This window comes from Gordonia zhaorongruii (genome assembly GCF_007559005.1).
Lineage (GTDB): Bacteria > Actinomycetota > Actinomycetes > Mycobacteriales > Mycobacteriaceae > Gordonia > Gordonia zhaorongruii.
This window is the reverse complement of sequence record NZ_CP041763.1, coordinates 2,040,305-2,064,079: the sequence shown is the minus strand read 5'-3', so window position 1 is coordinate 2,064,079 and position 23,775 is coordinate 2,040,305. Positions and strand designations below refer to the sequence as shown.

General features: G+C 66.4%; 21 protein-coding genes, 2 tRNA genes and 1 pseudogene. 14 read left to right on the top strand and 10 right to left on the bottom strand.

What is annotated here, in order from left to right:
* Window positions 1-20 precede the first annotated feature (20 nt).
* The 3 genes from dnaG to FO044_RS09545 all read left to right on the top strand — a co-directional run bounded on the left by dnaG (window position 21) and on the right by FO044_RS09545 (window position 4,249).
* Window positions 21-1,934 (top strand): DNA primase, encoded by a 1,914-nt coding sequence (gene dnaG, locus FO044_RS09555; RefSeq protein WP_143965527.1) that lies wholly within the window; start codon window positions 21-23, stop codon window positions 1,932-1,934.
* 151 nt (window positions 1,935-2,085) lie between these two features.
* Window positions 2,086-4,101 (top strand): OPT family oligopeptide transporter, encoded by a 2,016-nt coding sequence (locus tag FO044_RS09550; protein ID WP_143965526.1) that lies wholly within the window; start codon window positions 2,086-2,088, stop codon window positions 4,099-4,101.
* A gap of 70 nt (window positions 4,102-4,171) precedes the next feature.
* Window positions 4,172-4,249 (top strand) — tRNA-Ile (locus FO044_RS09545).
* Window positions 4,250-4,271: 22 nt separating this feature from the next.
* Here FO044_RS09545 and FO044_RS15045 read toward each other — a convergent pair.
* The gene (locus FO044_RS15045) at window positions 4,272-4,409 is read right to left on the bottom strand and encodes a hypothetical protein (protein ID WP_186290523.1); all 138 of its coding nucleotides are present in this window, start codon (window positions 4,407-4,409) and stop codon (window positions 4,272-4,274) included.
* Window positions 4,410-4,540: 131 nt separating this feature from the next.
* Between FO044_RS15045 and FO044_RS09540 the strand changes: the two genes are divergently transcribed.
* The 5 genes from FO044_RS09540 (at window position 4,541) to FO044_RS09520 (ending at window position 9,684) form a co-directional block, all read left to right on the top strand.
* Entirely contained in the window at window positions 4,541-5,716 is a 1,176-nt protein-coding gene (locus FO044_RS09540; RefSeq protein WP_143965525.1) for a sensor histidine kinase, read from the top strand.
* Window positions 5,713-6,357, top strand: coding sequence for a response regulator transcription factor (locus FO044_RS09535; RefSeq protein WP_132991653.1), 645 nt, complete (start codon window positions 5,713-5,715; stop codon window positions 6,355-6,357). The genes FO044_RS09540 and FO044_RS09535 overlap by 4 nt, the downstream gene beginning before the upstream one ends.
* 191 nt (window positions 6,358-6,548) lie before the next feature.
* On the top strand, window positions 6,549-7,307 hold the full coding sequence (locus tag FO044_RS09530) for an ABC transporter ATP-binding protein (RefSeq protein ID WP_132993272.1): 759 nt from the start codon (window positions 6,549-6,551) through the stop codon (window positions 7,305-7,307).
* Complete coding sequence (locus FO044_RS09525) at window positions 7,304-8,680, top strand: ABC transporter permease (protein WP_143965524.1); 1,377 nt, start codon at window positions 7,304-7,306, stop codon at window positions 8,678-8,680. Before FO044_RS09530 ends, FO044_RS09525 begins: the two co-directional genes overlap by 4 nt.
* Window positions 8,681-8,781: 101 nt before the next feature.
* Window positions 8,782-9,684: a VOC family protein gene (locus tag FO044_RS09520; protein ID WP_143965523.1), complete on the top strand. Its 903-nt coding sequence runs from the start codon at window positions 8,782-8,784 to the stop codon at window positions 9,682-9,684.
* Between the two features lie 7 nt (window positions 9,685-9,691).
* Here FO044_RS09520 and FO044_RS09515 read toward each other — a convergent pair whose 3' ends face one another.
* Window positions 9,692-11,380 carry an MDR family MFS transporter gene (locus FO044_RS09515; protein ID WP_143965522.1) on the bottom strand — a complete coding sequence of 563 codons (1,689 nt, stop codon included), beginning with the start codon at window positions 11,378-11,380 and terminating at the stop codon, window positions 9,692-9,694.
* Window positions 11,377-11,967 (bottom strand): TetR/AcrR family transcriptional regulator, encoded by a 591-nt coding sequence (locus FO044_RS09510; RefSeq protein WP_143965521.1) that lies wholly within the window; start codon window positions 11,965-11,967, stop codon window positions 11,377-11,379. The genes FO044_RS09515 and FO044_RS09510 overlap by 4 nt, the downstream gene beginning before the upstream one ends.
* A 98-nt stretch (window positions 11,968-12,065) precedes the next feature.
* On the opposite strand from FO044_RS09510, the gene FO044_RS09505 reads away from it, so the two are divergent.
* The gene (locus FO044_RS09505) at window positions 12,066-13,190 is read left to right on the top strand and encodes a flavin-containing monooxygenase (protein WP_143965520.1); all 1,125 of its coding nucleotides are present in this window, start codon (window positions 12,066-12,068) and stop codon (window positions 13,188-13,190) included.
* Here FO044_RS09505 and FO044_RS09500 read toward each other — a convergent pair.
* The 5 genes and pseudogenes from FO044_RS09500 to FO044_RS09480 form a co-directional block, all read right to left on the bottom strand.
* Window positions 13,159-13,320 (bottom strand): annotated as a pseudogene (locus FO044_RS09500) (thioesterase family protein); the annotation flags it as partial. The gene FO044_RS09505 and the pseudogene FO044_RS09500 overlap by 32 nt on opposite strands.
* Window positions 13,321-13,363: 43 nt before the next feature.
* Window positions 13,364-13,861 (bottom strand): FBP domain-containing protein, encoded by a 498-nt coding sequence (locus FO044_RS09495; protein WP_132991647.1) that lies wholly within the window; start codon window positions 13,859-13,861, stop codon window positions 13,364-13,366.
* 248 nt (window positions 13,862-14,109) lie between these two features.
* A tRNA-Asn gene (locus tag FO044_RS09490) sits at window positions 14,110-14,181 on the bottom strand.
* A 98-nt stretch (window positions 14,182-14,279) separates the two neighbouring features.
* On the bottom strand, window positions 14,280-14,951 hold the full coding sequence (locus FO044_RS09485) for a GntR family transcriptional regulator (protein ID WP_143965519.1): 672 nt from the start codon (window positions 14,949-14,951) through the stop codon (window positions 14,280-14,282).
* On the bottom strand, window positions 14,941-16,080 hold the full coding sequence (locus FO044_RS09480; RefSeq protein ID WP_132991645.1) for an acyl-CoA dehydrogenase family protein: 1,140 nt from the start codon (window positions 16,078-16,080) through the stop codon (window positions 14,941-14,943). The genes FO044_RS09485 and FO044_RS09480 overlap by 11 nt, the downstream gene beginning before the upstream one ends.
* Before the next feature lie 118 nt (window positions 16,081-16,198).
* Between FO044_RS09480 and FO044_RS09475 the strand changes: the two genes are divergently transcribed.
* Entirely contained in the window at window positions 16,199-16,924 is a 726-nt protein-coding gene (locus FO044_RS09475) for a hypothetical protein (protein ID WP_143965518.1), read from the top strand.
* Window positions 16,925-16,954: 30 nt separating this feature from the next.
* Here the strand turns inward: FO044_RS09475 and FO044_RS09470 are convergent, their stop codons facing one another.
* Window positions 16,955-18,142: a TetR/AcrR family transcriptional regulator gene (locus FO044_RS09470; protein WP_143965517.1), complete on the bottom strand. Its 1,188-nt coding sequence runs from the start codon at window positions 18,140-18,142 to the stop codon at window positions 16,955-16,957.
* Window positions 18,143-18,321: 179 nt separating this feature from the next.
* On the opposite strand from FO044_RS09470, the gene FO044_RS09465 reads away from it, so the two are divergent.
* The 4 genes from FO044_RS09465 to FO044_RS09450 all read left to right on the top strand — a co-directional run bounded on the left by FO044_RS09465 (window position 18,322) and on the right by FO044_RS09450 (window position 22,969).
* Window positions 18,322-19,122, top strand: coding sequence for an enoyl-CoA hydratase-related protein (locus FO044_RS09465; protein WP_143965516.1), 801 nt, complete (start codon window positions 18,322-18,324; stop codon window positions 19,120-19,122).
* A gap of 66 nt (window positions 19,123-19,188) precedes the next feature.
* Window positions 19,189-20,787, top strand: coding sequence for a fatty-acid--CoA ligase FadD5 (fadD5, locus tag FO044_RS09460; protein ID WP_143965515.1), 1,599 nt, complete (start codon window positions 19,189-19,191; stop codon window positions 20,785-20,787).
* A gap of 167 nt (window positions 20,788-20,954) precedes the next feature.
* The gene (locus tag FO044_RS09455; protein WP_132991640.1) at window positions 20,955-22,085 is read left to right on the top strand and encodes an NDMA-dependent alcohol dehydrogenase; all 1,131 of its coding nucleotides are present in this window, start codon (window positions 20,955-20,957) and stop codon (window positions 22,083-22,085) included.
* Between the two features lie 74 nt (window positions 22,086-22,159).
* Entirely contained in the window at window positions 22,160-22,969 is an 810-nt protein-coding gene (locus FO044_RS09450; RefSeq protein WP_143965514.1) for a serine hydrolase domain-containing protein, read from the top strand.
* Between the two features lie 16 nt (window positions 22,970-22,985).
* Here the strand turns inward: FO044_RS09450 and FO044_RS09445 are convergent, their stop codons facing one another.
* A complete protein-coding gene (locus FO044_RS09445) occupies window positions 22,986-23,504 on the bottom strand; it encodes a DUF3145 domain-containing protein (protein WP_132991638.1) in 519 nt (172 codons plus the stop codon).
* Window positions 23,505-23,775 lie beyond the last annotated feature (271 nt).

The window sequence follows — 23,775 nt, the reverse complement described above, 5'->3', positions numbered from 1 at the left end:
CGCCCGACTAGGATGGTGGCGTGTCAGGACGTATCCCAGATCGCGACATCGCGGCCATCCGCGAGCAGACGCGTATCGAGGAGATCATCGGCGACTACGTCGCGCTCCGCCAGGCCGGCTCGGACCGGATGACGGGGCTGTGTCCGTTCCACGACGAGAAGACGCCGTCGTTCCACGTCCGCCCGCATCACGGCCACTTCCACTGCTTCGGCTGCGGCGAGGGCGGTGACGTGTACAGCTTCCTGCAGAAGCAGGAGCATGTCAGCTTCGTCGAGGCCGTCGAGCAGCTCGCGGACCGCATCGGCTACCGGATCAGCTACGAAGGCGGCGGTACCGCGATCGTGCGCGACCGCGGCACTCGCGCCCGGCTCGTCGCCGCCAATGCAGCCGCACAGCGGTATTACGCAGAGCAACTGCGCACCGCCGACGCGCAGACCGCCCGGGACTTCTTGAAGGACCGCGGTTTCGATGGCACCGCCGCTGAGAAATTCGGCTGCGGGTACGCGCCGGCGGGCTGGGACACGATGACCAAGGCCATGCTGAACCAGGGCTTCACGTTCGCGGAACTCGAAGCCGCAGGCCTGGCGAAGCAGGGTAAACGCGGGCCGATCGACCGGTTCCACCGCAGACTGCTCTGGCCGATCCGAAACCTCGGTGGCGACGTCATCGGCTTCGGGGCGCGCAAGCTCTTCGACGACGACAATCTCGGCAAGTACATGAACACTCCCGAGACCATGCTCTACAAGAAGAAGCAGGTGCTGTTCGGTCTGGACCTGGCGAAGAAGCACATCGCCAAGACGCACCAGGTCGTGATCGTCGAGGGCTACACGGACGTGATGGCGATGCATGCCGCCGGCGTCGACACCGCCGTCGCGTCGTGCGGCACCGCGTTCGGCGAGGACCACCTCGCGCTCATTCGCCGGCTGATGATGGACGACTCGTACTTCCGCGGTGAGGTGATCTACACCTTCGACGGTGACGACGCAGGACAGGCGGCGGCACTCAAGGCATTCGAAGGTGAGCAGTCGATCGCCGGGCAGACCTTCGTCGCGGTCGCGCCCGATGGCATGGATCCGTGTGAACTGCGGCAGGAATCCGGCGATCCCGCCGTGCGCGACCTCGTCGCCCGGCGCATTCCCATGTTCCAGTTCGCGATCAAGGCGCTGATGCGCAAACACGACCTCGATACCGCGGAAGGGCGCGTGGCCGCGCTGCGCGACACGGTCCCCGTCGTCGCCCGCATCCGCGACGTGGCGCTGCGCGACGAATACGCTCGTCAGCTCGCCGGATGGGTCGGCTGGGAAGACGTGGCCCAGGTGCTCTCGCGCGTCCGCGGGATCGCGGGCAAGTCCGGCCGCGGGGGCGGGGGCAGTGGCCGGAATGGTCGCGGCACCAGCCGGACGCGCCCCGAGGCGATGTCGGCCCCGCCCACCGCGCGACCGTTGCGCAATGACCCTCGACTGTGGCCGCAACGCGAGGCGCTCAAGGCGGCACTGCAGTACCCGGCGATCGCCGGGACCGTCTTCGACTCACTGCCGGGCGAGTGCTTCACCGACGGCTCGTATCTGCGCATCCGGAACGCAGTGGCCGAAGCCGGCGGAGCCGCGAGCGGGCTCGGCGGCGCAGCCTGGGTGGAGGCCGTCGCGCAGGCGCTCGACGACACTGCGCTCGCGCCACTGGTCACCGAGCTCGCCGTCGAGGCGATGCCCGTCGAGGACGACAAGATCCCGCGCTTCATCTCGAGTGTTCTCGCGCGGTCACAGGAAGTCTGGGTCGGCTCCCAGATCGCCGACATCAAATCCAAACTGCGCCGGATGTCGCCGGGTACCGATCCCGACGGTTACAACGCTCTCTTCGGTGACCTCGTCGCACTCGAGGCGTACCGGCGGAGTCTGCTGGAGCAGGCCGTCGACGCGGGCGTCGAAGCGCTGTAGCCGGGTCGCTCGACCGCAAGACGGATTCGCGGCAAATCGGGCGTAAACGGGGATGCACGACATGAAGCGGCGGCATGAGTCCTATCGTGGGACAGCGAGTCTCACTGCGGTGAGGCACCGGAGCAATCCACGTTTCTTGAGAGGACCCCGCATGTCTCGACCGCAGACGGCCAGATCAGGCGCGCGCGAACTGACGATTCGCTCCGTCGTTCTCGGCGGACTGATCACACTGGTGTTCACTGCGGCGAACGTCTACCTCGGTCTCAAAGTCGGCATCACCTTTGCGACTGCCATTCCGGCCGCCGTGATCTCGATGTCGATCCTCCGGTACTTCAAGAATCATTCGATCGTCGAGAACAACATCGTTCAGACGATCGCATCGGCGGCCGGCACTCTGTCGGCGATCATCTTCGTGCTGCCCGGCCTGATAATGATCGGCTGGTGGACCGGCTTCCCGTACTGGACGACGGTCGCGGTCTGCGCCATCGGCGGCATCCTCGGCGTCATGTACTCGATTCCGCTGCGCCGAGCGCTGGTGACCGGCTCCGATCTGCCGTACCCGGAAGGCGTCGCCGCAGCCGAGGTGCTGAAGGTGGGCGAGGCCGCCGCGGACGACGAGACGGACCCGGATTCGCAGGGCATCGACCAGAACCGCGGCGGGATGCGAGCCATCGTCGTCGGCTCCATCGCCGCAGCGGTCTTCTCGCTCCTCGGCTCGCTCAAGGTTCTCTCGTCATCGGTGAGCACGGCGTTCCGCGTGGGATCGGGCAGCACCATGATGGGCGCGAGCCTCTCGCTCGCTCTCATCGGTGTGGGGCATCTCGTGGGCGTCGCTGTCGGGATCGCGATGCTCGTCGGCATGGTGATCTCGTTCTTCGTCATGCTGCCCATCCGCACGTGGGGGAGCACGCCCGCCACCGGCGAGCTGGCCGACTTCGTCGACGGGGTCTTCAGCGACGAGGTCCGCATGATCGGCGCGGGAGCGATCGCCATCGCCGCCATCTGGACGCTCGCGACCGTCATCGGTCCGATCCTCAAGGGCATCATCGCCGCGATGGCCAGCGCGAAGGCGCGTCGCTCCGGTGCAACCGTCGACGTCATGGAACGGGACATCCCCATCCAGTACGTCGGCCTCACCGTCCTCATCTCGATGATCCCCATCGGCTGGCTGCTGTGGGACTTCGCGTCCAACAGTGCGATCTCCGACAGCGCGGCCGGCGTGGTCGGCGTCAGCGTCGTGTTCGTACTCCTCATCGGCCTCGTGGTCGCCGCAGTCTGCGGCTACATGGCCGGACTCATCGGATCGTCCAACAGCCCGATCTCCGGCGTCGGCATCCTGGTGGTGCTGTTCGCTGCACTGCTGATCAAGCTCACCCACGGTGGTGCCGAGGACGCTGGGCAGACCGACGCACTCATCGCGTACACGCTGTTCACGGCGGCAGTCGTATTCGGTGTGGCCACCATTTCGAACGACAATCTGCAGGACCTCAAGACCGGTCAGCTCGTCGGCGCGACGCCGTGGAAGCAGCAGGTCGCGTTGATCATCGGCGTGCTGTTCGGCGCCGCCATCATCCCGCCGATCCTCGACCTGATGCAGAACGCGTTCGGTTTCCAGGGTGCGCCCGGCGCCACCGATCAGGCGCTCGCGGCGCCGCAGGCGGGGCTGCTGTCGGCGCTCTCGGAGGGCGTGTTCGGCGGCGATCTGAACTGGGCGCTCGTCGGAATCGGAGCACTGGTCGGAGTGGTCGTCATCATCGTGGACGAGGTCCTCAAGCGCACCTCGAAGTTCAGCCTCCCACCGTTGGCTGTCGGCATGGGCATGTACCTGCCGATGGCGCTGACGCTCATCATCCCGGTTGGTGCGTTCATCGGACGGTACTACAACAAGTGGGCCGACCGCGATGCTGTGGACAGCGAACGCAAGAAGCGTCTCGGCGTCCTGCTCGCCACCGGCCTCATCGTCGGTGAGAGCCTCTACGGCGTGGTGTTCGCCGGCATCGTAGCGGCCACCGGCGACGACGAACCGCTCGCCGTGATCGGCGATCAGCTCGGTGACTGGGGACAGCTGATCGGCATCGCCGTCTTCGCCTTGTTCATCGGAGCGGTGTACCGGTACACGCAACGTCGGTCGGAGCGCGACTTCGCCCAGATGACCCGGAGTCGCTGACGGTTGAGCGGGTGTGCCGCAGGGTGAGGGCCGAAGCGAGGCTCGGCAGGTGCGCCGGTAATCTGAAGCGGCCCCGTTAGCCAAGTTGGTTAAGGCCCCGCTCTCATAAAGCGGTTATTCGTCGGTTCGAGCCCGACACGGGGCACCAACGCCCGCCGAGCCGGTGCCGGTCAGAGGACAGTCGGCTTCGGATTGGGCCCATCCGGGATATCCGGACGCGCCGTCGAGCCGGCGAGCATCTGCTGAAGGTTCGCGACCTGACGTTCGAGTTCGGCGACTCGCTGCTCGAGATTCTGGTCGAGATCCATCTGGATCATCTCCTTCCATCTACATCGGGTCGGGTCACGGACACTAGTCGTCGACGTGGAGTCTGTCGAGGAACCGGCCTGGGCGGCCTCCGCATCGGCGGTCGCAGACGCGGGCGTGGCACCCTGGACTCGTGCGAGATCCGTTGAGAGTCGGTGCGTTGAGCCGTCGGTCGATCGTCTTCGACGTCGTGTCGAGTCTCGTCGCCGGTGGTGTGGTGACGTTGGTCAACTCCGGGCTCACGGCTCCTGTCCACGTCGCGGACGCACTGATCTGCCTGGCGCTGGTTTCCCGCAGACTCGCGCCATCGCTGATGATCGTGTCCGCGCTGGCATCTGCCACCGTCCAGGTAGCGGCCACGGATGTGACGGCCTTCTCGATGGCGTACGCGGTTCTGTTCTACATGGTGGGACGGCACCCCGCTCGGCGCGTGCGCACCGGTTCGTTGTTCGTGGCGATCACCGGGTCGGTGGTCGCAGGCATCACGATGCCGTACACGTACCCGAATGCGATGGAGGGCGGAGGCAGCCACATCTGGGCGATGGTCTTCGCCACCATCGGCACCGCCGTGGTCGTCGTCGGCGGCTGGGTGGTCGGGTACATCGGTTTTCAACGGCGGAGCGTCGCCGCTGCCGAGGTCAGCGAGACCATCGCCGAACTCGAACGACGTCGCGTCCTGGACCTCTACGACGAGCAATCCGAACGGTCCCGTCTCGCGCGCGACATGCACGATGTCGTGGCGCACTCGCTGGCCGTGGTCGTGGCACAGGCCGAAGGGGCACGGTATGCCATCGATCAGAAGCCTGAAGCGGCACGCGACGCGCTCGGCGTCATCGCCGACACCGCCCGTTCCGCGCTCGCCGACGTCCGCGGCGTCCTCGAGGACCTCCGCAGCACCGACACTCCGGGCGAGGTCGGTCGCACCGACCGCGACCAGCTGTACGGCCGCATGCGTGCCGCGGGAATGAGGATCGACTCCACCGAGACGGGCGAGACGACGGCCGACGCCGGTCTGCGCCGGGTCGCGTTCGCGGTCCTCACCGAATCACTCACCAACGCCCTCAAGTACGGCGACCTCCGCAGCACCGTCATCGTTCACCACGACTGGACGGACGGGTGCCGTCTCACGGTTCGCAACGTCACGTCGGATGATCCGCTCGCGCCCGGCGGCGCCCGCCACGGCATCATCGGAATGGCCGAACGAGCCGCCCACGCCGGGGGGATCCTGTGCAGTGAGCGCGACGGCGCCGAGTGGCTCGTCATTCTCGACATCCCCTCAGCATCCGCGATGGAAGGACCGCCGCGATGATCCGCGTCGCACTCGTCGACGACCAGCCCCTGTTCCGTGGCGGCATCGCCATGATTCTCGAGAGCCAGCCCGACATCGAGGTGGTCGCTCAGGAGTCATCCGCACTGGAGGTGAGTGCGATGGTCGCCCGCGCAGCGCCCGACGTGATTCTCATGGACGTCCGGATGCCGGGCGTGGACGGCATCACCGCGACGTCGTCGCTCGTCCGCGAACTCGGCGATGCCGCACCCCGCGTTCTCGTTCTCACCACATTCGACGTCGACGAGGCCGCCGCGTCCGCGATCGAAGCGGGCGCAAGCGGATTCGTGCTCAAGGACGCACAGCCCGACTTCCTGCTCGCATCGGTGCGTGCCGTCGCTGACGGCAACCAGGTGGTGGCGGCATCGGCTACCCGACGTCTGTTCGAGCGGTACCGGTCGAGAGCCTCGGCGGCACCCGGACCGGAGTACGGCCAGTTGACTCCGCGCGAGCGCGAGATCCTGGTGTGTGCTGCGAAGGGGCTGTCGAACGCGGAGATCGCGCGCGACGAGTATCTCTCGGAAGCGACTGTGAAGACGCACATCTCGCGAATCCTGGCCAAGCTGGGATTGCGGGATCGCGTGCAGCTCGTTGTGTACGCCTACGAGCATGACCTGGTGTGAACATGACCGGGGGGTGAACATGACCGGGGTGTGAGCATGGCGGGGTGTGCGCATGACCGGTGTGAGCATGACCCGGGTGACGAGGCGGCGTACATCTGAAGTAGTACGCAGCCCACGCCTTGCAGATGACGGCGAAGACATCTCCTGGGCGATGCGTCAGTGCAGGTCAGCACCATAGCGTTGGTGCCATGATGAACAACAACGCACGACAGATCGCAGTAGCGCTGCGCAACGTCTCCCGGACCTACGGGGATCCGGCCAACCCGATTCATGCTCTGAACGACGTCAGCGTCGACATCAGGCGACGTGAGTTCACGGCGATCATGGGACCGTCCGGTTCCGGAAAGTCGACGCTGATGAACGTGATGGCGGGACTCGACGAGGCGACTGCGGGTCAGATCTGGCTCGGCGATCAGCCGATCGTCGGACTCGGCGACACTGCCCGAACCATCCTGCGTCGCACCACCATCGGCTTCATCTTCCAATCGTTCAACCTGGTTCCGACGCTCACCGCCCGGGAGAACATCGAACTGCCTTTCGTACTCGCCGGGCGGAGACCCGACCGCGAGCAGCGAGCGTGGATCGATCACCTGGTCGGCTCACTGGGCATCGGCGATCGGCTCGATCACCTGCCGTCCGAGCTCTCGGGTGGACAGCAGCAGCGCATCGCCATCGTGCGGGCTCTCGCCGGGCGACCGACGATCATCCTGGCGGATGAACCGACCGGCGCCCTCGACACCCGCACCAGCCGGGAGGTCCTCGCACTCTTGACGGCCGCAGCTCGCGAGTACGGGCAGGGCATCGCGATGGTGACCCATGATCCGGTCGCGGCGTCGTATGCGGACCGCATCCTGGTGCTCGCTGACGGTCGCGTCGTCGGCGAGCACCGTGGACTCGCCCCACGCCAGATCTCCGACCTCCTCATCGGCTTGCAGGGGGTGGCGGCATGAACGCCACGAGTTCCCGTCTGACGGTGGGGTCCCTGCGGGAGCTGTCGGCGGTGGGCGTCGTCTGTGTGCTCAGCTCGATGTACGCCACGTCGCTGATCGCGGCGTCCAGCATTCTGACGAGCCTGGGTGACGACGCCGGAGGGAGTGTGGGACTCCTCATGGGCGTTGTGTCCGGTGTGTTCATTCTGCTTGCACTGTTCGTCGCCGCCGTCGTCATCAGCAACGGCATCGACACCGTGATCGCGGGACGGCTTCGCGAACTCGATCTCCTGCGACTCGTCGGCGCCAGCGCGGAGCAACTCCGTGCGAGTCTGGTCAACGCGGTCGTGAAGACGGCGATGGTGGGTGCGGTCACCGGCGCTGCACTCGGTATCGGCGGAGCGTGGATCGTGCGAGAAGTGCTGGTGCACAGGGGAACACTGCCTTCGGGTGACTACACGACGGTTCCGCCGCTGGTGATCCTGGCGATCGGAGCCGTCGTGGGGACCGCGGCCGGGGCCACGGTCGTCGGGTCGCGGTCGGCGCTGTCGAAGAGCACGGTGGTCCGCTCGTCCCGCGTGGTCCGGTCGCGGGGCCGCGACCTGCTCGCTGGTGCGACGATCATCGGGGGCGCGCTGCTTCTGCTTGTCGCGTGTCACCTGGGGGAGCAAGCCAGTAGCGCGGGCTTCTTCGCAGCCTTCTTCGGGGCCGCCACCGTCGGTGTCGGCATCATGGGCGGCGCGGGCCGGATCGTGCCGGGACTGGTGGCGATAGCCGGTCGCCTCGCGGGGAGCACGCCGTCTGCCATGATCGCCCGGAAGAACGCGGTCAGCGACCCGCGGCGAACCACACGGTCGACCATCGGGCTGTTGATCGGCGTCACCCTGGTGACGACGATCGCCTGCGGGATGCGGGCCCTCACCGACTCGGTGCACAGTTGGGCCGGCATGAGCGCGGACGACGTACGGGAGGCGGAGCAGATTCTCTCGGTCATGTCAGCCGTGCTGGTCGCGATGATCGCGATCTCCGCGGTGATCGCGGCGGTCGGGTTCGTGTCGACGATGTCGCTCACGGTGATCGGCCGGACGCGTGAGATCGGAATGCTGCGTGCCATGGGCTTCACCGGCAGGCAGATCCGCGCGATGATCACGATCGAATCGCTGGCGCTCAGTGGGACTGCAGTGGTGGCGGGCATCTTTCTGGGCACGGTGTTCGGCGCCGTCGGCGCGCAGTCGCTGGTCGGCGCGGTGACATCCGGGTTCCAGGTGGGGCTACCGGTGCCGGCGCTGGCGACCATCGTCGCCGGCACCGTGGTGCTGGTGCTCGCCGCATCGCTGCCGCCGAGCAGGCGGGCAGTCGCCATCGCACCGGTCGATGCGCTCGCGGTCGCGTGATCCCGTCACCGTGATCACTTCACAGTGTCGGACCGACGGCGCATGCTAGGAGACGAGGACGTACGCAGAGCCCGATACTCCACGTGAAAGGCGGAGCCCTCATGCAGAAGATCGTTCCCAATCTCTGGTTCGACAGGAATGCCGTCGAAGCAGGTGAGTTCTACGCGCAGACGTTCCGCGACGCGAGCACGTCGGTGCGGATGAGGTACCCGGAGTCGGGACTTCCTGACTTCCAGAAGGAGGCCGCCGGGCTCCCGCTCGTGGTGGACGTCACGATCGGTGACTACCGGCTGGCGCTGATCAACGCCGACTCCACCTTCCAGCCGGATCCGGCCATCTCGATGATGGTGAACTTCGACCCGGCGGCCGTCCCGGACGCACGGACGTACTTCGACGAGGTGTGGGCGGCCCTCACCGACGGCGGGCAGGTACTGATGCCCGCGGGGGAGTACCCGTTCAGCCAGCGGTACGGCTGGGTCGCGGACCGATACGGAGTCAACTGGCAGCTGATCCTGGCCGACCCGGAGGGCGACCCGCGCCCATTCGTGATGCCCGCGTTCATGTTCGGTGCGGACGTCCAGAATCAGGCTCGCGCCGCCATCGACACGTACATCGCGACGCTGCCCGACTCGTCGTGGGGGATGGCCGCGGAGTACCCCGAGCAGACCGGGCCTGCGGAACCGGGCGCCCTGATGTTCGCCGACTTCCAGATGGCGGGACAGTGGTTCGTCGCGATGGACTCGGGTGTCGAGCAACCATCGTCGTTCACGCCCGGGGTGTCGCTGCAGATCGACTGCGACGACCAGGCCGAGATCGACCGACTGTGGGATGCGCTGTCGGCGAATCCTGAAGCGGAGCAGTGCGGGTGGTGCGCTGACCGGTTCGGCGTGAGCTGGCAGGTGGTACCGGTCGGCCTGGATTCCGGCACGATGACGCCCGCCGGTTATCAGGCGATGCTCGGGATGAAGAAGATCGACATCGCGAAGCTGGGGGCGGCGGGATAGTCGACGGTCAGTCGTCGGCCTTCGGGGAGGTCGACGAACCCGACGACGTGGTCGTCGCCCCGGCCGCACTGAGGGTGTCCTGCGCACTGCGGTCGCGGAACTCGAACGGCTCGGGCATGACCTGTCCTTCGCCCAGTGCCTCGGCCTCGGTCGCACCGCGCACCTTGGTCGAGAGCGGATGCTCGTCGACGAACAGCAGGACGATGAGCGCAACGGCGGCGAGCGGCACGATGAACAGGAAGATCGGCAGCAGAGCCTCGTTGTAGGACTCGATGACTGGGATGCGGATCGCGTCGGGCATCGTCGCCACCTTCTCGGGGGTGAGGCTGTTACTGCTCGATCCCCCTCCGGAAGCGGCGCTGCCGAGGCGCTCCGACAGCAAGCTCACCAGACGTGAGGTGAAGATCGAGCCGACGATCGCCGAGCCCAGCGTCGCACCGACCTGACGGAAGTAGTTCGTCGCGGCAGTCGCCGTGCCCACCATGGCGCCCGGGAACTCGTTCTGCACGATCAGCGTCAGGATCTGCATGATCAGGCCCAGCCCGATGCCGAAAACGGCGAGATAGATGCACATCAGCCAGACCGGTGAGTCGACCTTGAGCGACGAGATGAGCCCCAGTCCGATACCGATCACGACCGCGCCGGCGAGCGGGAAGAGCTTGTAACGGCCGGTACGGGACACGATCTGCCCCGAGATGATCGAGGTGACCAGCAGACCGCCCATCATCGGGATCATGTACAGACCCGCGATGGTGGCGTCGACGCCGGTGACCATCTGAATGTAGGTCGGCATGTAACCGAGTGCGCCGAACATCGCGATTCCGACCATGAGAGCCGCGAACGTGACGAGGCTGAAGTTGCGATTCGAGAACAGCTTCATCGGGATGATCGGGATGCTCGCACGACGCTCGACGAACACGAAGGCCACGGCGAGAACCGCACTGGCGACGCCGAGAGCGATGATGATGGGGCTGCCCCAGGAGTACGTGTGTCCACCCCATGTGCACATCAGTACCAACGCGGTCGTCGCCGTGCCGAGTACGACCATTCCCAGGTAGTCGAGCTTGGGGCGGGTCTCGTGCTGCGGCTTGGGCAGCTTCATGAAGGCGATGGTCGCGGCGATGGCGAGAGCGCCGAGGGGGAGGTTGATCCAGAACGCCCAGCGCCAGCCGGGACCCTCGGTGAGCCAGCCGCCGAGCAGCGGGCCGGCGACCGATGCGAATGCGAACACTGCACCCATGAAGCCCATGTACTTACCGCGCTCGCGCGGTGAGACGACGTCGGCGATCGCGGCCTGCGACAGGATGATGAGGCCGCCGCCGCCGAGACCCTGGATCACGCGTCCGACGATCAGCCAGACGATGTTGCCTGCCAGAGCACCTACCACGGAGCCGGCCATGAACATCACGATGGCGGCCAGAATGACGGGCTTGCGGCCGAGGAGGTCGCTGATGCGGCCGTAGACCGGCATGACGATGGTGCTGGCCAGAATGTACGACGTGATGACCCATGTCATGTGGTCCACACCGTTGAGGTCGCCGACGATCGTCGGGAGAGCGGTGGACAACACCGTCTGATTCAGTGCCGCGAGGAGCATGGTGATCATCAGACCGATGAACAGCAGCATGATGTGCTTCTGCGAGGGGGCGTCTGATTCGCCTGGCGGAGTCTGCTCCGCGGTCGAGGTCGTCGTCATTGGAGGTCCTTAATGATTTCTCGAAAAATAGTGACGGCCGAGCTGACGGCCGGTGAATCGGGATTATCGAAGATGTCGGGGTCGTGTCGGTAGGCGAACCTGACAGCCGAGACGGCGATCAGGATGAGGGCGATCGCCGAATCGGCCTGCGCCCCTTCGTAACGTTCCGCGAGTGCGTCCGCGAGCAGCTGGTACGCGTGAATGGTGTGCTGCTGCGTGCGCTCCCGTAGCTCCGGGTTGGCACGTCTCAGCTTGCGGAGCGCAACGCGGTCGGTGGGGGTGTGGCGGATCGTGCGCACCACCCGGATCACCAGGCGGACCGCGTCACCGAGTCGGTCGTCACCGTCGAGCAACCCGTCGATCGCACCATCGGGAACGTGCGCTGGTCCGGCGCCGAGCACGGCGTCCTCTTTGGTGGCGTAGTAGTTGAAGAAGGTGCGACGCGAGACTCCGGCCCGGTCGGCGATCGCGCTTACCGTCGCCGCCGTCATCCCGTCTTCACGGACGAGTTCGACCGCTGCATCGTGGAGTCGATGCAGCGTCTCGGTTCGTTGGCGTTCACGCAGCCCCGTCGATGAATCTTGCACTAGTGCATTCTTGCACGGGTGCAATAAGATCTGCCAGTGGATGTGACGGACGAGACTCGGTGGGAATATCGGTGCGCCGATCCGCTGTTGATGGGGTCATGGAGTCGACCCGGGACGATGTGCGCGAGCGCCTGGTGGTCGTCGTCGGCGGCGGGCAGGCGGGCTTGTCGTCCGCGCACTTCCTGCAGCGGTCCGGTCTGCGCGCCGGTGTCGACTTCGAGGTTCTCGACGCCAATCCCACGCCCGGCGGCGCATGGAGTCACCGCTGGGACGACCTCACCTTCGGTCGCGTCAACGGGCTCAACGATCTTCCCGGATCGGCCCTGCGCGACGCCGACCCCGACGAGCCCGCGCGAGAAGTGGTGAAGCGGTACTACGGGCGCTATGAGCAGGAGAACGCACTGCGCGTGAGCCGGCCGTGGCGCGTGCGATCGGTGGAGAGCACCGACGACGCCGAGTACCCGTTCGTCGTTCGTGCTGAGGATCCGGCCGGCCGGCCGCGCATCTACCGTGCGGGAGCTGTGATCTCCGGGACCGGAACGTGGGACCGCCCGTACGTGCCGTGGTACCCCGGCGATTTCCGTGGTCGGCAACTCACCACCCGCGACTTCACCGAACCCGAGGACTTCGCCGGACAGCGCGTACTGGTCGTCGGCGGTGGCATCTCGGCGATCGGCTTCCTGAAGATGTTCGACGAACGCGGGGTCCGCACGGTCTGGTCCACGCGCACTCCGCCGCGCTGGCGGAACGAGGCGTTCGATGCCCGGTGGGGCCTCGAAGTGGAGAACAATGTGGCCGCGCGGACCCGGGCGGGGCTCCGGCCGTTGAGCGTTGTCTCCGTGACGGGGCTTCCGGGCGGCCCGTGGCAGCGGGACGCGGTGCGGCGCGGGCTGCTGAACTCGCGCGGTCCCATCCGCCGACTCACTGCGCACGGGGTGGATTTCGCCGACGGTACGCACCAGGAAGTCGACGTGATCCTCTGGGCCACCGGATTCCGCGCCGCGCTGGGACATCTTGCGCCGCTGCGAATCCGGGAGTCGACAGGTGGTGTGCTGATGGCCGACGACGACGTGAGCGTGATCAAGGCGCCGGGTGTCTACCTGGTCGGCTATGGACGCAGCGCGTCCACACTCGGTGCGACCCGCGCCGGCCGACGCGCAGCCCGGGCCGCGATGAGATTCCTCGGCCGAGTCAGCGTCGACGAACGGTCAGCGGCTGGCTGACTGTGCCGAACGGCCCGGTTTCGTCGTGCACGATGCTGTCGGTGAGGCCGATCCCGTCGGGGCCGAATGAGACCGAGGTGTCGAATCCGACCCATTCGACCGCTGGTGTCCGGAAGGAGTGAGCGGTCATGGCGCGATCGTATCGACTGCGCGGTCGGTGGAGGGCAGCCCCGTTACGCAGTATCGGTGGAGAGCACCGCGGTGACGAACGCATCCACCCGGCTCCGCATCTCGTCGATCTGCATCTCGCGGATGGCGTCGAGGTCGGTGGCCTTGTGGTAGGCGGGCGGCAGCTGACGTGCGTGCTTAGGGCAATTGAAGTTCTCGCATACGAGAGCCCCGAGGGTATCGCCGCGCCGTCCGCGGGGACCGGTCCGGCGTGCCATGTACAGGGCCGCGTCCTCGTTGAGGGAGACATCGCGGCACCACGAGCACATCGCGCGGCGGGACGGCTTCGCGGCGGCGCGATTCAGGAGCAGCGAGACGAACTCGTCGTCCCGTTCGATGACGATGTAGGCGCGGCGCGGGATCTTCCGATCACGCCAGCCGTAGAACTCGATCCGGTCGAAATCGACGTCGTCGAAGTTCTCCGGAAACGTGACGCGTCGGATCTCGCTCTTGGTGGCTCCTCGGAACGAGGACAGGATCTGCTTCTGGGTGGGTTTACGCATGATGGGACAACCAATCGATGATGTGCGCACCGTAAGCGGTGCGGATGAGTCGGAGGCGAGCGCAGGGCTCGTGAGACGTCGACGAGCAGCCGATCGCTACGGGATCGGCTGCGGGGCGCGGCTATCTCGGCTGGGCGCAGATAGCGCCAGCAGCCTCCTGAACTCGGTTGGTCATCACGAGTGAGAGGGTAACGCTCACCGGGGAGGTACGCAAACAAAAAACCGCCTGCGAACAGGCGGTCTTGTTGCTCCCCCAACTGGATTCGAACCAGTAACCGCTCGATTAACAGTCGAGTGCTCTGCCGTTGAGCTATGGGGGAATGTGCTCTTAACGAACCGAGTAGGAACTCTAGCGTACCGGTTGCGACGGGTGCAAAACACGTGGTCATGGACCTACCGGAGGAGCGATGCGACCGACTTACCGCTGGTCCCAGATGGGCGTCGATGCCAGGTGCGCGAGAAGGCGTGCGGCCCCGTCGTCGAACTGGCGGCGGACCTGTGCGGCCGCGGCGTCGGCGTCGCCTGCCCGGTAGGCGTCGATCAGTCGATCGTGGCTGTCGAGTGCGACCCGCGCCCACTCCGGGTCACGTGCGTACAGCTGGTGCGGGGTGTATCGGGTGGCGTTGAGCAGGATCCACGCGAGTTTTCCGCTTCCGCTGATGTGGTTGTGGGTCCGGTGGAACTCGAACTCGGCGTCGACGATGTCACGGGCGTCCCCGATGTCGGCGGCCTCCCGTAAGCGAGCATTCGCCCATCGAAGGTCGGCGAGCTGATCGGCGGTTATCACGCCTGCCGTGCGACGGGCGATGCGAGCTGCAGCCGCACCTTGCAACCAGAACAGATCGTGAACGTCGGTACGGGTCAGTTCGGCGACGATGTATCCGCGGTGCGGCGTGTAGTCGACCATGCCTTCGCCGCGCAGAGTCAGAAGCGCCTCGCGCACCGGGGTGACGCTCACCTCGAGCTGGACCGCCGTCTCGTCGAGACGGACCCGCTCGCCGGGGAGTATCTCGGCGGTCATGATCTGGTGCCGGACGACCTCGGCCACCTCATCCGACAGTTGCGGGCGGCGGCGAAGGTCAGAGGCCATAGGTCTTGCCGATGACGTCGCGCTGGATCTCGTTGGTGCCGCCGAACACGGTGGAGATGATCGCGCCGCGCATCAAGCGCTCCGCGTCGAACTCGGTTGCATAGCCGTATCCGCCCATCATCTGCATTCCGTCGATCGTCATCGCCTTGCTGACCTCGGTGGCCTTGAGCTTCACCATCGATGCTTCGCGGGGCATAAGTTTGTCGGGGTTGGCGTCGGCCGCTTTCGCGACGCTGTAGACGAGCTCGCGGGTGCACTCGATCTCGGTCGCGTGATCGGCCAGACGGTGACGCAGCGCCTGGAACGAGCCGACGGGGCGGCCGAACTGCTTGCGTTCTTTGACGAAGGTCAGCGTGTCCTGGAATGAGCGGCGAGCGACGCCCAACTGCATCGCGGCGAGGATGAGTCGCTCGGTGTTCAGGCCGGCCATCAGCTGACGCCATCCGTTGTCGACCTGGCCGACGACGGCGGAATCGGGCACCTTGCAGTCGGTGAAGTACAGGTCGTTCACCTCGCGCCCGCCGAGCGTGTCGATCTGGTGGATCTCCATCCCCGGAGCGCCCGCCGGGATGTGGAACTGGGTGAGGCCCTCGTGCTTGCCGCCGCTGCGATCGGTGCGGGCGATCAGCAGTATCGACTCGGCGTAGTGCGCGTTGGAGCACCAGGTCTTCTGTCCGTTGATGACCCAACCTCCCTCGACCTTGTCGGCCCGGCAGGTGAGGGCACCGACGTCCGATCCGGCCTCGGGCTCGGACATGGAGATCGACAGCGCGTCGCCGTTCACCACACCGCCGAGGACTTCGCGCTTGAGGTCGTCGTCGGCGAACTTCTCGTACGCTGCCGCGGTGATGAGCGTGGGCCCGACGCCGCCGATCGGCGCCATCGCGCGCATCGCCTCCTCGAGGAAGATGCACAGTTCGACGTTGCCCGCGCCCGCTCCGCCGAACTCTTCTGGCACGTTGATCCCGGCCCAGCCGAGGTCGGCCATCTTGCGGTAGAGCTCCTGGGAGTGGTTCTCGGCGCCGTCATCGGTCCATGCGTCGCGCTGTGCGCGGGTGCCGGTCTCTCGCTGGCAGAAATCGGAGACGGCGGTGGCGAACGCAGTCTGCTCCGGGGTGAACGTGACCATGGGGCGGCTCCTCGGGTGATAGGTGATCGGTCCAATAACTGATAACTAGTGTTATCACATATATGTGATAGTTCGGCCTCTGGCAAGGCCCATGCGGTTCGACGGCTACATTGGGCGCATGGCGAACACCTCGGGAGACGACAAGAACTCGAGCCGTCCGCCGACGCCGGTCACTCCACTCGACGACGAGTTCCTCGCCGAGAACCGGCGCAACCGGGAGCGCATTCGCGAAGAGGAACGACAACGGGCCCGCCGGCACGGATACGGCGAAGATCGGGAGATCGACGAGGCGGGCGCGGAGGAACAGGCAGCGGAACCCGGGGCTCCGAGCGCAGCCGGTGGCAGCCCGCATTCGAGAAAGCTCGTCCGCGCGCTGTTCGTGGGGGTGGTCGCGCTCGCGGTAGCTGTTGCGATCCTCGGGTACCTGCTGGCCGACTCCGGGTCGGACGAGAACGAGGGCGTCGATCGAGACGGAGCGATCCGCGACGCGAAGGCGTACTCCGTCGACATCCTGACCTACCAGGCGGGCCGGTACGACGATCTCGACCGTCGTATCCGCGCGATCTCCACTCCCGAGTTCGCGGACCGCTACGTGAAGTCGTCGCAGGAGGCGCGCAAGGCGAACGACGCCGCGCAGGCGTCGTCGACGGCCAGTGCCGACGTCGCGGGCATCGTGTCGATCACCGGCGACGAAGCGGTGGTGCTCGTCGCACTCGATCAGGAGGTGACCACTCCGCAGGCGCCCGCGATGGGGCCGGGAAGCGGCGCCTACCAGTCGCGGATCCAGGTCACGCTCATCCGCGACGACGGGATGTGGCGCTTGTCCGAGCTCGAACCGGTCTGAGGTCGAAGGATCTCGATCAGCCGGGCAGGATCAGTTCGCTGCGAGGACGGCGCAACATGTCGCGGCGACAGCTGAGACGTCGATGCCGGGGTAGGCGGTGACCAGGTCACCGGCCAGGTTGAGGCTCGCGTGGACGAGGTATCGGGCTGCCGCCGTGGACAACTCGGGTCGGGCGCGGACGACCCACGTGGCCCACTCGTCGACGGTGAGCCGTTGCTGGCGACGGAGTGCGCGGAGTTCGCCGTCGTCGAGCGCGCCTGCGCCGCTGAGGTAGACCGTCATGATCTCCGGGTCGTCGACGCACAGCGCGCTGTAGCGCTCGGATAACGCGACAAGTGCTTCGTCGGGCGTGTGCGCCTGCGCGAGGCCGGTCGCGATCGCGTCGGTGGTGCGGTCCGCAGTGCGCCACAGCGCAGCCGTCAGTATCGCGTTCTTCGACGAGAAGTGCCGGTACACACCCGAGGCGGGGAGTCCGGCCGCGGTGCCGATGTCGCCGACGGTCACCTCGTGGAAGCCGTTGCGAGCGAACAGCGCTACCGCAGCCGAGAGGATCGCCTCCCGACGGCTCGTGGGCGCCAGACCGTCCGGCCGGACGGCAGGGGCGGTGCGGATTGGCAGGTCGACGTCTATGAGACCGGTGGCGGTCCTGGTGATGGTCTCGATCGCGGTGCGCCGGTGCATCGCCACTCGATGCGTCGCAGGGCTCGCCGACACCGACAGGGCGGCAACGGTGATGAGGTCGGCGGAGGGGCGGTCGAGTGCCGGCCGCGCGCGCTCGATCAGTCCGCGCATGCGCCGGTGCAGCGAGATCCGGCGGTGCCGCACCTGGGCGCGATCGGCGGGTCGCAGCACACGGTGCTCCCATCGGTACAGGTTCCCCGCCGTCCGGTTATCGAGCGTCACGGCGGTGAACGCAGCGAGGAGCCAGGTGATCTCCGACCGTGGATCACGAGCTTCCGGGACTGCGGCCATCGCCTCGTCGTACGACTGGGAGAGGTGATTCACGCATGCTGTGAACAGTTGATACTTGGTGTCGAAATGGCGGTACAACGCCGGAGTGGAGATGCCGACCTCGTCGGCGATGTCGGACAGACGCGTCGCGGCGTACCCATGTGCACCGAAGGCGGTGACAGCAGCGCGCAGGACGATCTCTCGACGATCAGCTGGACGGGTGCGACGCGGCGTCGCCCACGCGCCCGGCGTGGTCCTGGCGGTCATAGGCCGTGATCCTATCGAACCAGGGAGAACCGTAGTGAATGAATAGAGATAGCTGAAATATCCAGGTCATGGCGTGTCAGTTGCAGTTTATGTTAATAGTCATTCGCATGACATAGGTCACTGCTGGTGATACTTTCGTGGGCAGAATGTCCGGTGCCGACCCCTGAGAACGAGGTGCGATGGCGAGCGAATCCAGGTGTCGCGACGGAGTGTGGGACGGCATCGACGACGACGGTGTCGCGCGATTGGAGATCGACCGACCGGACCGGATGAACGCGCTGGACGGTCTGGCGTCGGCTCGCCTCGTCGAGGTGTGCGGGCAGTGGCGGTCGCGGAACGACCTCCGCGTCGTGATCCTGTCCGGACGAGGTGGTGCATTCTGTGCGGGCGCCGACGTGGCGGGCATGGCTTCGAGTGCGGCCTCGAGCGGCGGGTTCGACGCCGATGCGTCACGCGGGATCATCGAGAGCGGGTCGCGGCTCGTGGGGGCCGTCCGCGACCTTCCGGTGCCGGTCGTCGCCGCAGTCGACGGGGCCGCCGTCGGAATCGGTGCGTCGCTCGCCGTCGCCGCCGACCTCGTCTACGCCACCGCGCGCTCGTACTTCCTGCTGGCGTTCGTGAACATCGGCCTGATGCCGGACGGCGGCGCGACCGCGTTGTTCACGGCTTCCGTCGGCCGAGCGCGCGCGAATGCGATGGCATTGCTGGGGGAGAAGCTCTTCGCACCGGAAGCATTCGACGCCGGCCTGCTCAACGGGGTGGCGGACGACGCCGATCATCTCGAAGGACTGGTCGACGGCGCGGTCCGGCGGATGCTGCGCAGCTCACCGGATGCGCTGGCGATGACGAAATCGGCCCTCGACGCACACGCGCTCGGCGGATTCCAGGCCGCCATCGGCCGGGAGATCACCGGTCAGACCGCGCTGCTCCAGTCTCCGGCCTTTCAACGGGCGCTGGCCGCCTTCGCCGGAGAGCGCTGACCTGCAACCGAGAGAACCAGAGCCGTATCCGAACCCGAGTAACACCCGATCCGAGGAGAATCCCCGATGACGACCGACGCCCTTGGCTTCGAACTGAACGCCGAGCCGCAGCGCTCTCGCCGCAACCACTGGAACAACCAGGTGCGTCGCCATTCGCACATGATTCCCGATCGGACTGCGCTTCGATTCATGGGCGTGGACACCACCTGGCGGCAACTCGATGAGCGGACGCACTCGCTCGCCGCCGCTCTGCGCCGACGCGGCGTCGAGTTCGGCGACCGGATCCTCGTGGTGATGCTCAACCGCAGCGAGTACGTGGAGATCGTGCTGGCCGCCAATCTCATCGGGGCTATCCCGGTCCCGGTGAACATCCGCATGACTCCCCCGGAGATCGGGTTCCTGGTGGCCGACTCCGGCGCGAAGATCATCGTCACCGAGACGATGCTGGCGCCGCTCGCCGACGCCGTCGCCGCATCGACGGGTGCGATCGAACGCATCGTCGTGGTCGGTGGGGCGCAGAACGAGGATCAGACCGACTACGAGGCGCTCGTCGCCGAGGACGGCGACCTCCCGGAGATCGACATCCCGGAGGACACCGTCGCGCTCATCATGTACACCTCCGGGACCACCGGAAAGCCCAAGGGCGCCATGCTGACTCATGGAAATCTGCAGTCACAGGCGCAGACGACACTGCAGGCTCTCAGCACCAGTGTCGATGACATCGGATCGTGCGTCGCACCGATGTTCCACATCGCCGGCCTGGGCGCGATGACGGCGCTCTTCTACATGGGTGCACTCTCGGTGATCCACCCGCTCGGTGCGTTCGACCCGAACGACATGCTCGACACTCTGGAGCGCGAGGGAACCACCTCGATCTTCCTGGTGCCCGCTCAGTGGCAGGCCGTCTGCGCGGCGCAGCAGGCCAAGCCCCGCGACCTCAAACTGCGCGTCATCTCGTGGGGTGCCGCGCCGGCGTCCGACACCGTGCTCACGGCGATGAACGAGACCTTCCCCGATGCGATCAACATCGCCGTGTTCGGGCAGACCGAGATGTCTCCGATCACCTGCGTCCTCGAGGGAGAGGACGCGCTTCGCAAGGTCGGGTCCATCGGCAAAGTGGTGCCCGCGGTGGCCGCGCGCATCGTGGACCCGGAGATGAACGATGTTACGCCCGGCGAAGTGGGAGAGATCGTCTACCGCGGACCCAACATGATGGCCGGGTACTGGCAGAACCCGGACGGCACTGCGGATGCTTTCCGCGGCGGCTGGTTCCACTCCGGCGACCTGGTCCGCGCCGACGACGAGGGATTCCTCTACGTCGTCGACCGGGCGAAGGACATGATCATCTCGGGCGGCGAGAACATCTACTGCGCCGAGGTGGAGAACGTGCTGTACGGGCATCCGCAGATCACCGAAGCTGCGGTCATCGGCCGCGCCGACGCGAAGTGGGGCGAGGTGCCGGTCGCGATCGTGGTCGCGGCCGAGGGGTCGGCCGACCTGACAATCGACGACGTCGTGCCGTACCTGAACGAGAACCTGGCGCGGTTCAAGCATCCGAAGGATCTCATCGTGGTGGAGGAGCTGCCCCGGAACGCGGGCGGCAAGGTGGTGAAACCACGTCTGCGCGACGAGTACGGCAGTAAGGATCAGGGTCTCAAGGGCTGACGACGCCGTAGTCGGTCAGATGACCCGAACAGAATTGGAACGTGTTTCAGATATGGCACTGAAACGTGTTCCAATTCTGGTCGAGAGTGGCTACCCTCACAGAGAGCACAATCCGACGCGAGCCAGACAGCAGTGGCCGGTCAACAGGTGAAACGAGGTTTGAGAAGTTGAAGACTAAGGGTGCGATCCTCCGGGAGCTGAACACTCCGTGGAAGATCGAGGAGATCGAGATCGGTGACCCCAAGGCGCACGAGATCAAGATCCGGATGGAAGCCGCGGGCATGTGCCACTCGGACCATCACTTGATGACCGGCGGCATCCCGATGGGTGGATTCCCCATTCTCGGCGGTCACGAGGGTGCGGGCGTCGTCGACGCAGTCGGCGAAGGCGTCACCGACTTCGAGCCGGGCGACCACGTCGTCCTGTCGTTCATTCCCTCGTGCGGCAAGTGCCCGTCCTGCAAGGCGGGTATCGCGAACCTCTGCGACTTCGGTGCCATGCTGCTTCAAGGTGAGGCCGTCTCGGACCACACCTTCCGCATTCACACCGCTGAGGGTGAGCCCGTCTACCCGATGACGCTCCTCGGCACGTTCTCTCCGTACATGGTGGTGCACGAGGCGTCCGCGGTGAAGATCGACAAGGACATCCCGTTCGAGATCGCGGCGTTGTGCGGCTGCGGCATCCCCACCGGATACGGCTCGTCGACCCGCAGCGGCGACGTGCGTCCCGGCGAGGACGTGGCGATCGTCGGCGTCGGCGGCGTGGGCACCGCAGCACTGCAGGGCGCAGTCATCGCCGGTGCGCGCAACGTGTTCGCCATCGACCCCGTGGAGTGGAAGCGGGAGCAGGCACTCAAGTTCGGCGCCACCCACGCGTTCGCATCGATCGACGAGGCTGCGGGCGAGATCGCATCGATCACCGAGGGCGGCATGGCGCAGAAGGTGATCGTCACCGTCGGCGAGGTTCACGGCAAGGACGTCGACTCCTGGCTCGGCATCACCGGCAAGAACGGCACCTGCGTGCTGACCGGCATGGGCAACATGATGGAGAGCGATGTGACGCTCAACCTCGCCATGCTGACGCTGCTCCAGAAGAACCTGCAGGGCTCGATCTTCGGCGGCGCCAACCCGAAGCTCGACATCCCGAAGCTGCTGTCGATGTACAAGATCGGCAAGCTCAACATCGCGGACATGATCACCCGTGAGTACACCCTCGACCAGATCAACGAGGGCTACACGGACATGCTCGAAGGCCGCAACATCCGCGGCGTGATCCGCTACACCGACGCCGATCACTGATCGGTTCGAACTCCGCATGAGGCCCGTCGACGAGAGTCGGCGGGCCTCATGCGTCGGCCGGTAACGTCGGACGCGTGAGTGTGCTGAACCAGCTGTCCGAGTGGCCCGTTACGAACGCGGCAGGAGCGATCGTCACCGCCGACGGGGTGATCGCGACCCACGGGGACACGACCCGCGTCTACGAACTCGCGTCGGTGACGAAACTGCTCGTCGCCGAGGCCGTTCTCCTAGCCGTCGAGGAAGAGGCCGTCGCGCTCGAGACGGAGGCGGGGCCGTCCGGCGCGACCGTCGCGCATCTGCTGGCGCACGCATCCGGTCTCGCATTCGACTCGGACGAGGTGAAGGCGGCGCCGGGGGAGCAGCGCATCTACTCCAGCGTCGGTTTCGAGATGCTCGCCGACCTGGTGGCCGCCGAATCGGGGATCGCGTTCGACGAGTATCTGCGTCAGGCCGTGTGCGATCCGCTGCGCATGACCTCCACGGTGCTCGACGGTCCGGCCGGACACGGTGCGCGCAGCAGCGTCGACGACCTCGCCCGCTTCGCCGGGGAACTGCTGAGTCCGACCCTCTTGTCGACGGAGACGGCCGCGGCCGCTTCGACCGTTCAGTTCCCGGGGATCGACGGGTTCGTGCCCGGGTACGGCAAGCACCGTCCCTGCGACTGGGGACTCGGTTTCGAGATCCGCGGCGACAAGTCGCCGCACTGGACGGGGGCGTCGAACTCGGCGCGCACATTCGGTCACTTCGGTCAGGCCGGCACATTCCTGTGGGTGGACCCGGAGGTGGGGGCCGCCTGCGTCGTCCTGACCGACGAGCCGTTCGGTGCGTGGGCCAAGCCGCGATGGAGCGAGTTCAACGACGACGTCGTGCGTGCGCTGGCGTAGTCCGCTGGGGGCTGATTCAGCCGACGCGCTGCCTGAGCCAGGTGACCTCGGCGCCTGCGCCGCCCATGCGGTACGACTCGAGTGCGTCGTCCCAGGCGGTGCCCAGTGCGGTGTCGAGTTCGGCGGCCAGACCCGCACTGTCGGGCTGAGCGTCCATCATGGCGCGCAGTTGCATCTCGCCGACGATCACGTCGCCGTTCGCCCCCGCGGAGCCGCGCCACATACCCAGGCCGGGGACATGGCTGAAGCGCTCGCCGTCGACGCCCTCGCTGGGGTTCTCGGTGATCTCGAACGCCAGGCCCGGCCACTCGCGCAGAGCGTTCGCCAAGCGCGCAGCAGTGCCCACCGGGCCCGCCCAGTCGACGGTCGCACGCATGCGGCCCGGTTCCGCGTCCTGCACCGACCACTTGAGATCGGCACGCGCGTTTAGCGTCGACGACAGTGCCCACTCCACGTGCGGGCACAGCGCGACGGGAGAGGCGTGGATGTAGACCACGCCTGTTGTCATGTCCGCAAACTGATTGAGAATGCGCACTGTTTTCACCTCCGGTTCGACGAGGAACGTCTTCCCCAAGGCACCTACGTCGTCCGGATATCACACTGCTGTTGAAGATTATGCCTTGTGAGGTGTGTGTTGCGCTAGTTCTAATTGCGATCAATGTTGACCAAGGTGAATGTGCGCTGAGTGGTGGTCGCGTGACGTCGCTGACCAAGCGTCCGTCGTCGGAGTGGTACCTGTGACGGACGGCGATCGGCTATAGCGCTTCGTCGGCTGTCAGCGGTACCAGAAAAACGACGAAGCTTCG

Coding starts and splice junctions, on each gene's coding strand:
- FO044_RS09550 (WP_143965526.1), top strand. CDS start 2,086: ATGTCTCGACCGCAGACGGCCAGATCAGGCGCGCGCGAACTGACGATT.
- FO044_RS15045 (WP_186290523.1), bottom strand. CDS start 4,409: ATGGATCTCGACCAGAATCTCGAGCAGCGAGTCGCCGAACTCGAACGT.
- FO044_RS09535 (WP_132991653.1), top strand. CDS start 5,713: ATGATCCGCGTCGCACTCGTCGACGACCAGCCCCTGTTCCGTGGCGGC.
- FO044_RS09530 (WP_132993272.1), top strand. CDS start 6,549: ATGAACAACAACGCACGACAGATCGCAGTAGCGCTGCGCAACGTCTCC.
- FO044_RS09525 (WP_143965524.1), top strand. CDS start 7,304: ATGAACGCCACGAGTTCCCGTCTGACGGTGGGGTCCCTGCGGGAGCTG.
- FO044_RS09520 (WP_143965523.1), top strand. CDS start 8,782: ATGCAGAAGATCGTTCCCAATCTCTGGTTCGACAGGAATGCCGTCGAA.
- FO044_RS09515 (WP_143965522.1), bottom strand. CDS start 11,380: ATGACGACGACCTCGACCGCGGAGCAGACTCCGCCAGGCGAATCAGAC.
- FO044_RS09505 (WP_143965520.1), top strand. CDS start 12,066: ATGGAGTCGACCCGGGACGATGTGCGCGAGCGCCTGGTGGTCGTCGTC.
- FO044_RS09495 (WP_132991647.1), bottom strand. CDS start 13,861: ATGCGTAAACCCACCCAGAAGCAGATCCTGTCCTCGTTCCGAGGAGCC.
- FO044_RS09485 (WP_143965519.1), bottom strand. CDS start 14,951: ATGGCCTCTGACCTTCGCCGCCGCCCGCAACTGTCGGATGAGGTGGCC.
- FO044_RS09480 (WP_132991645.1), bottom strand. CDS start 16,080: ATGGTCACGTTCACCCCGGAGCAGACTGCGTTCGCCACCGCCGTCTCC.
- FO044_RS09475 (WP_143965518.1), top strand. CDS start 16,199: ATGGCGAACACCTCGGGAGACGACAAGAACTCGAGCCGTCCGCCGACG.
- FO044_RS09470 (WP_143965517.1), bottom strand. CDS start 18,142: ATGACCGCCAGGACCACGCCGGGCGCGTGGGCGACGCCGCGTCGCACC.
- FO044_RS09465 (WP_143965516.1), top strand. CDS start 18,322: ATGGCGAGCGAATCCAGGTGTCGCGACGGAGTGTGGGACGGCATCGAC.
- fadD5 (WP_143965515.1), top strand. CDS start 19,189: ATGACGACCGACGCCCTTGGCTTCGAACTGAACGCCGAGCCGCAGCGC.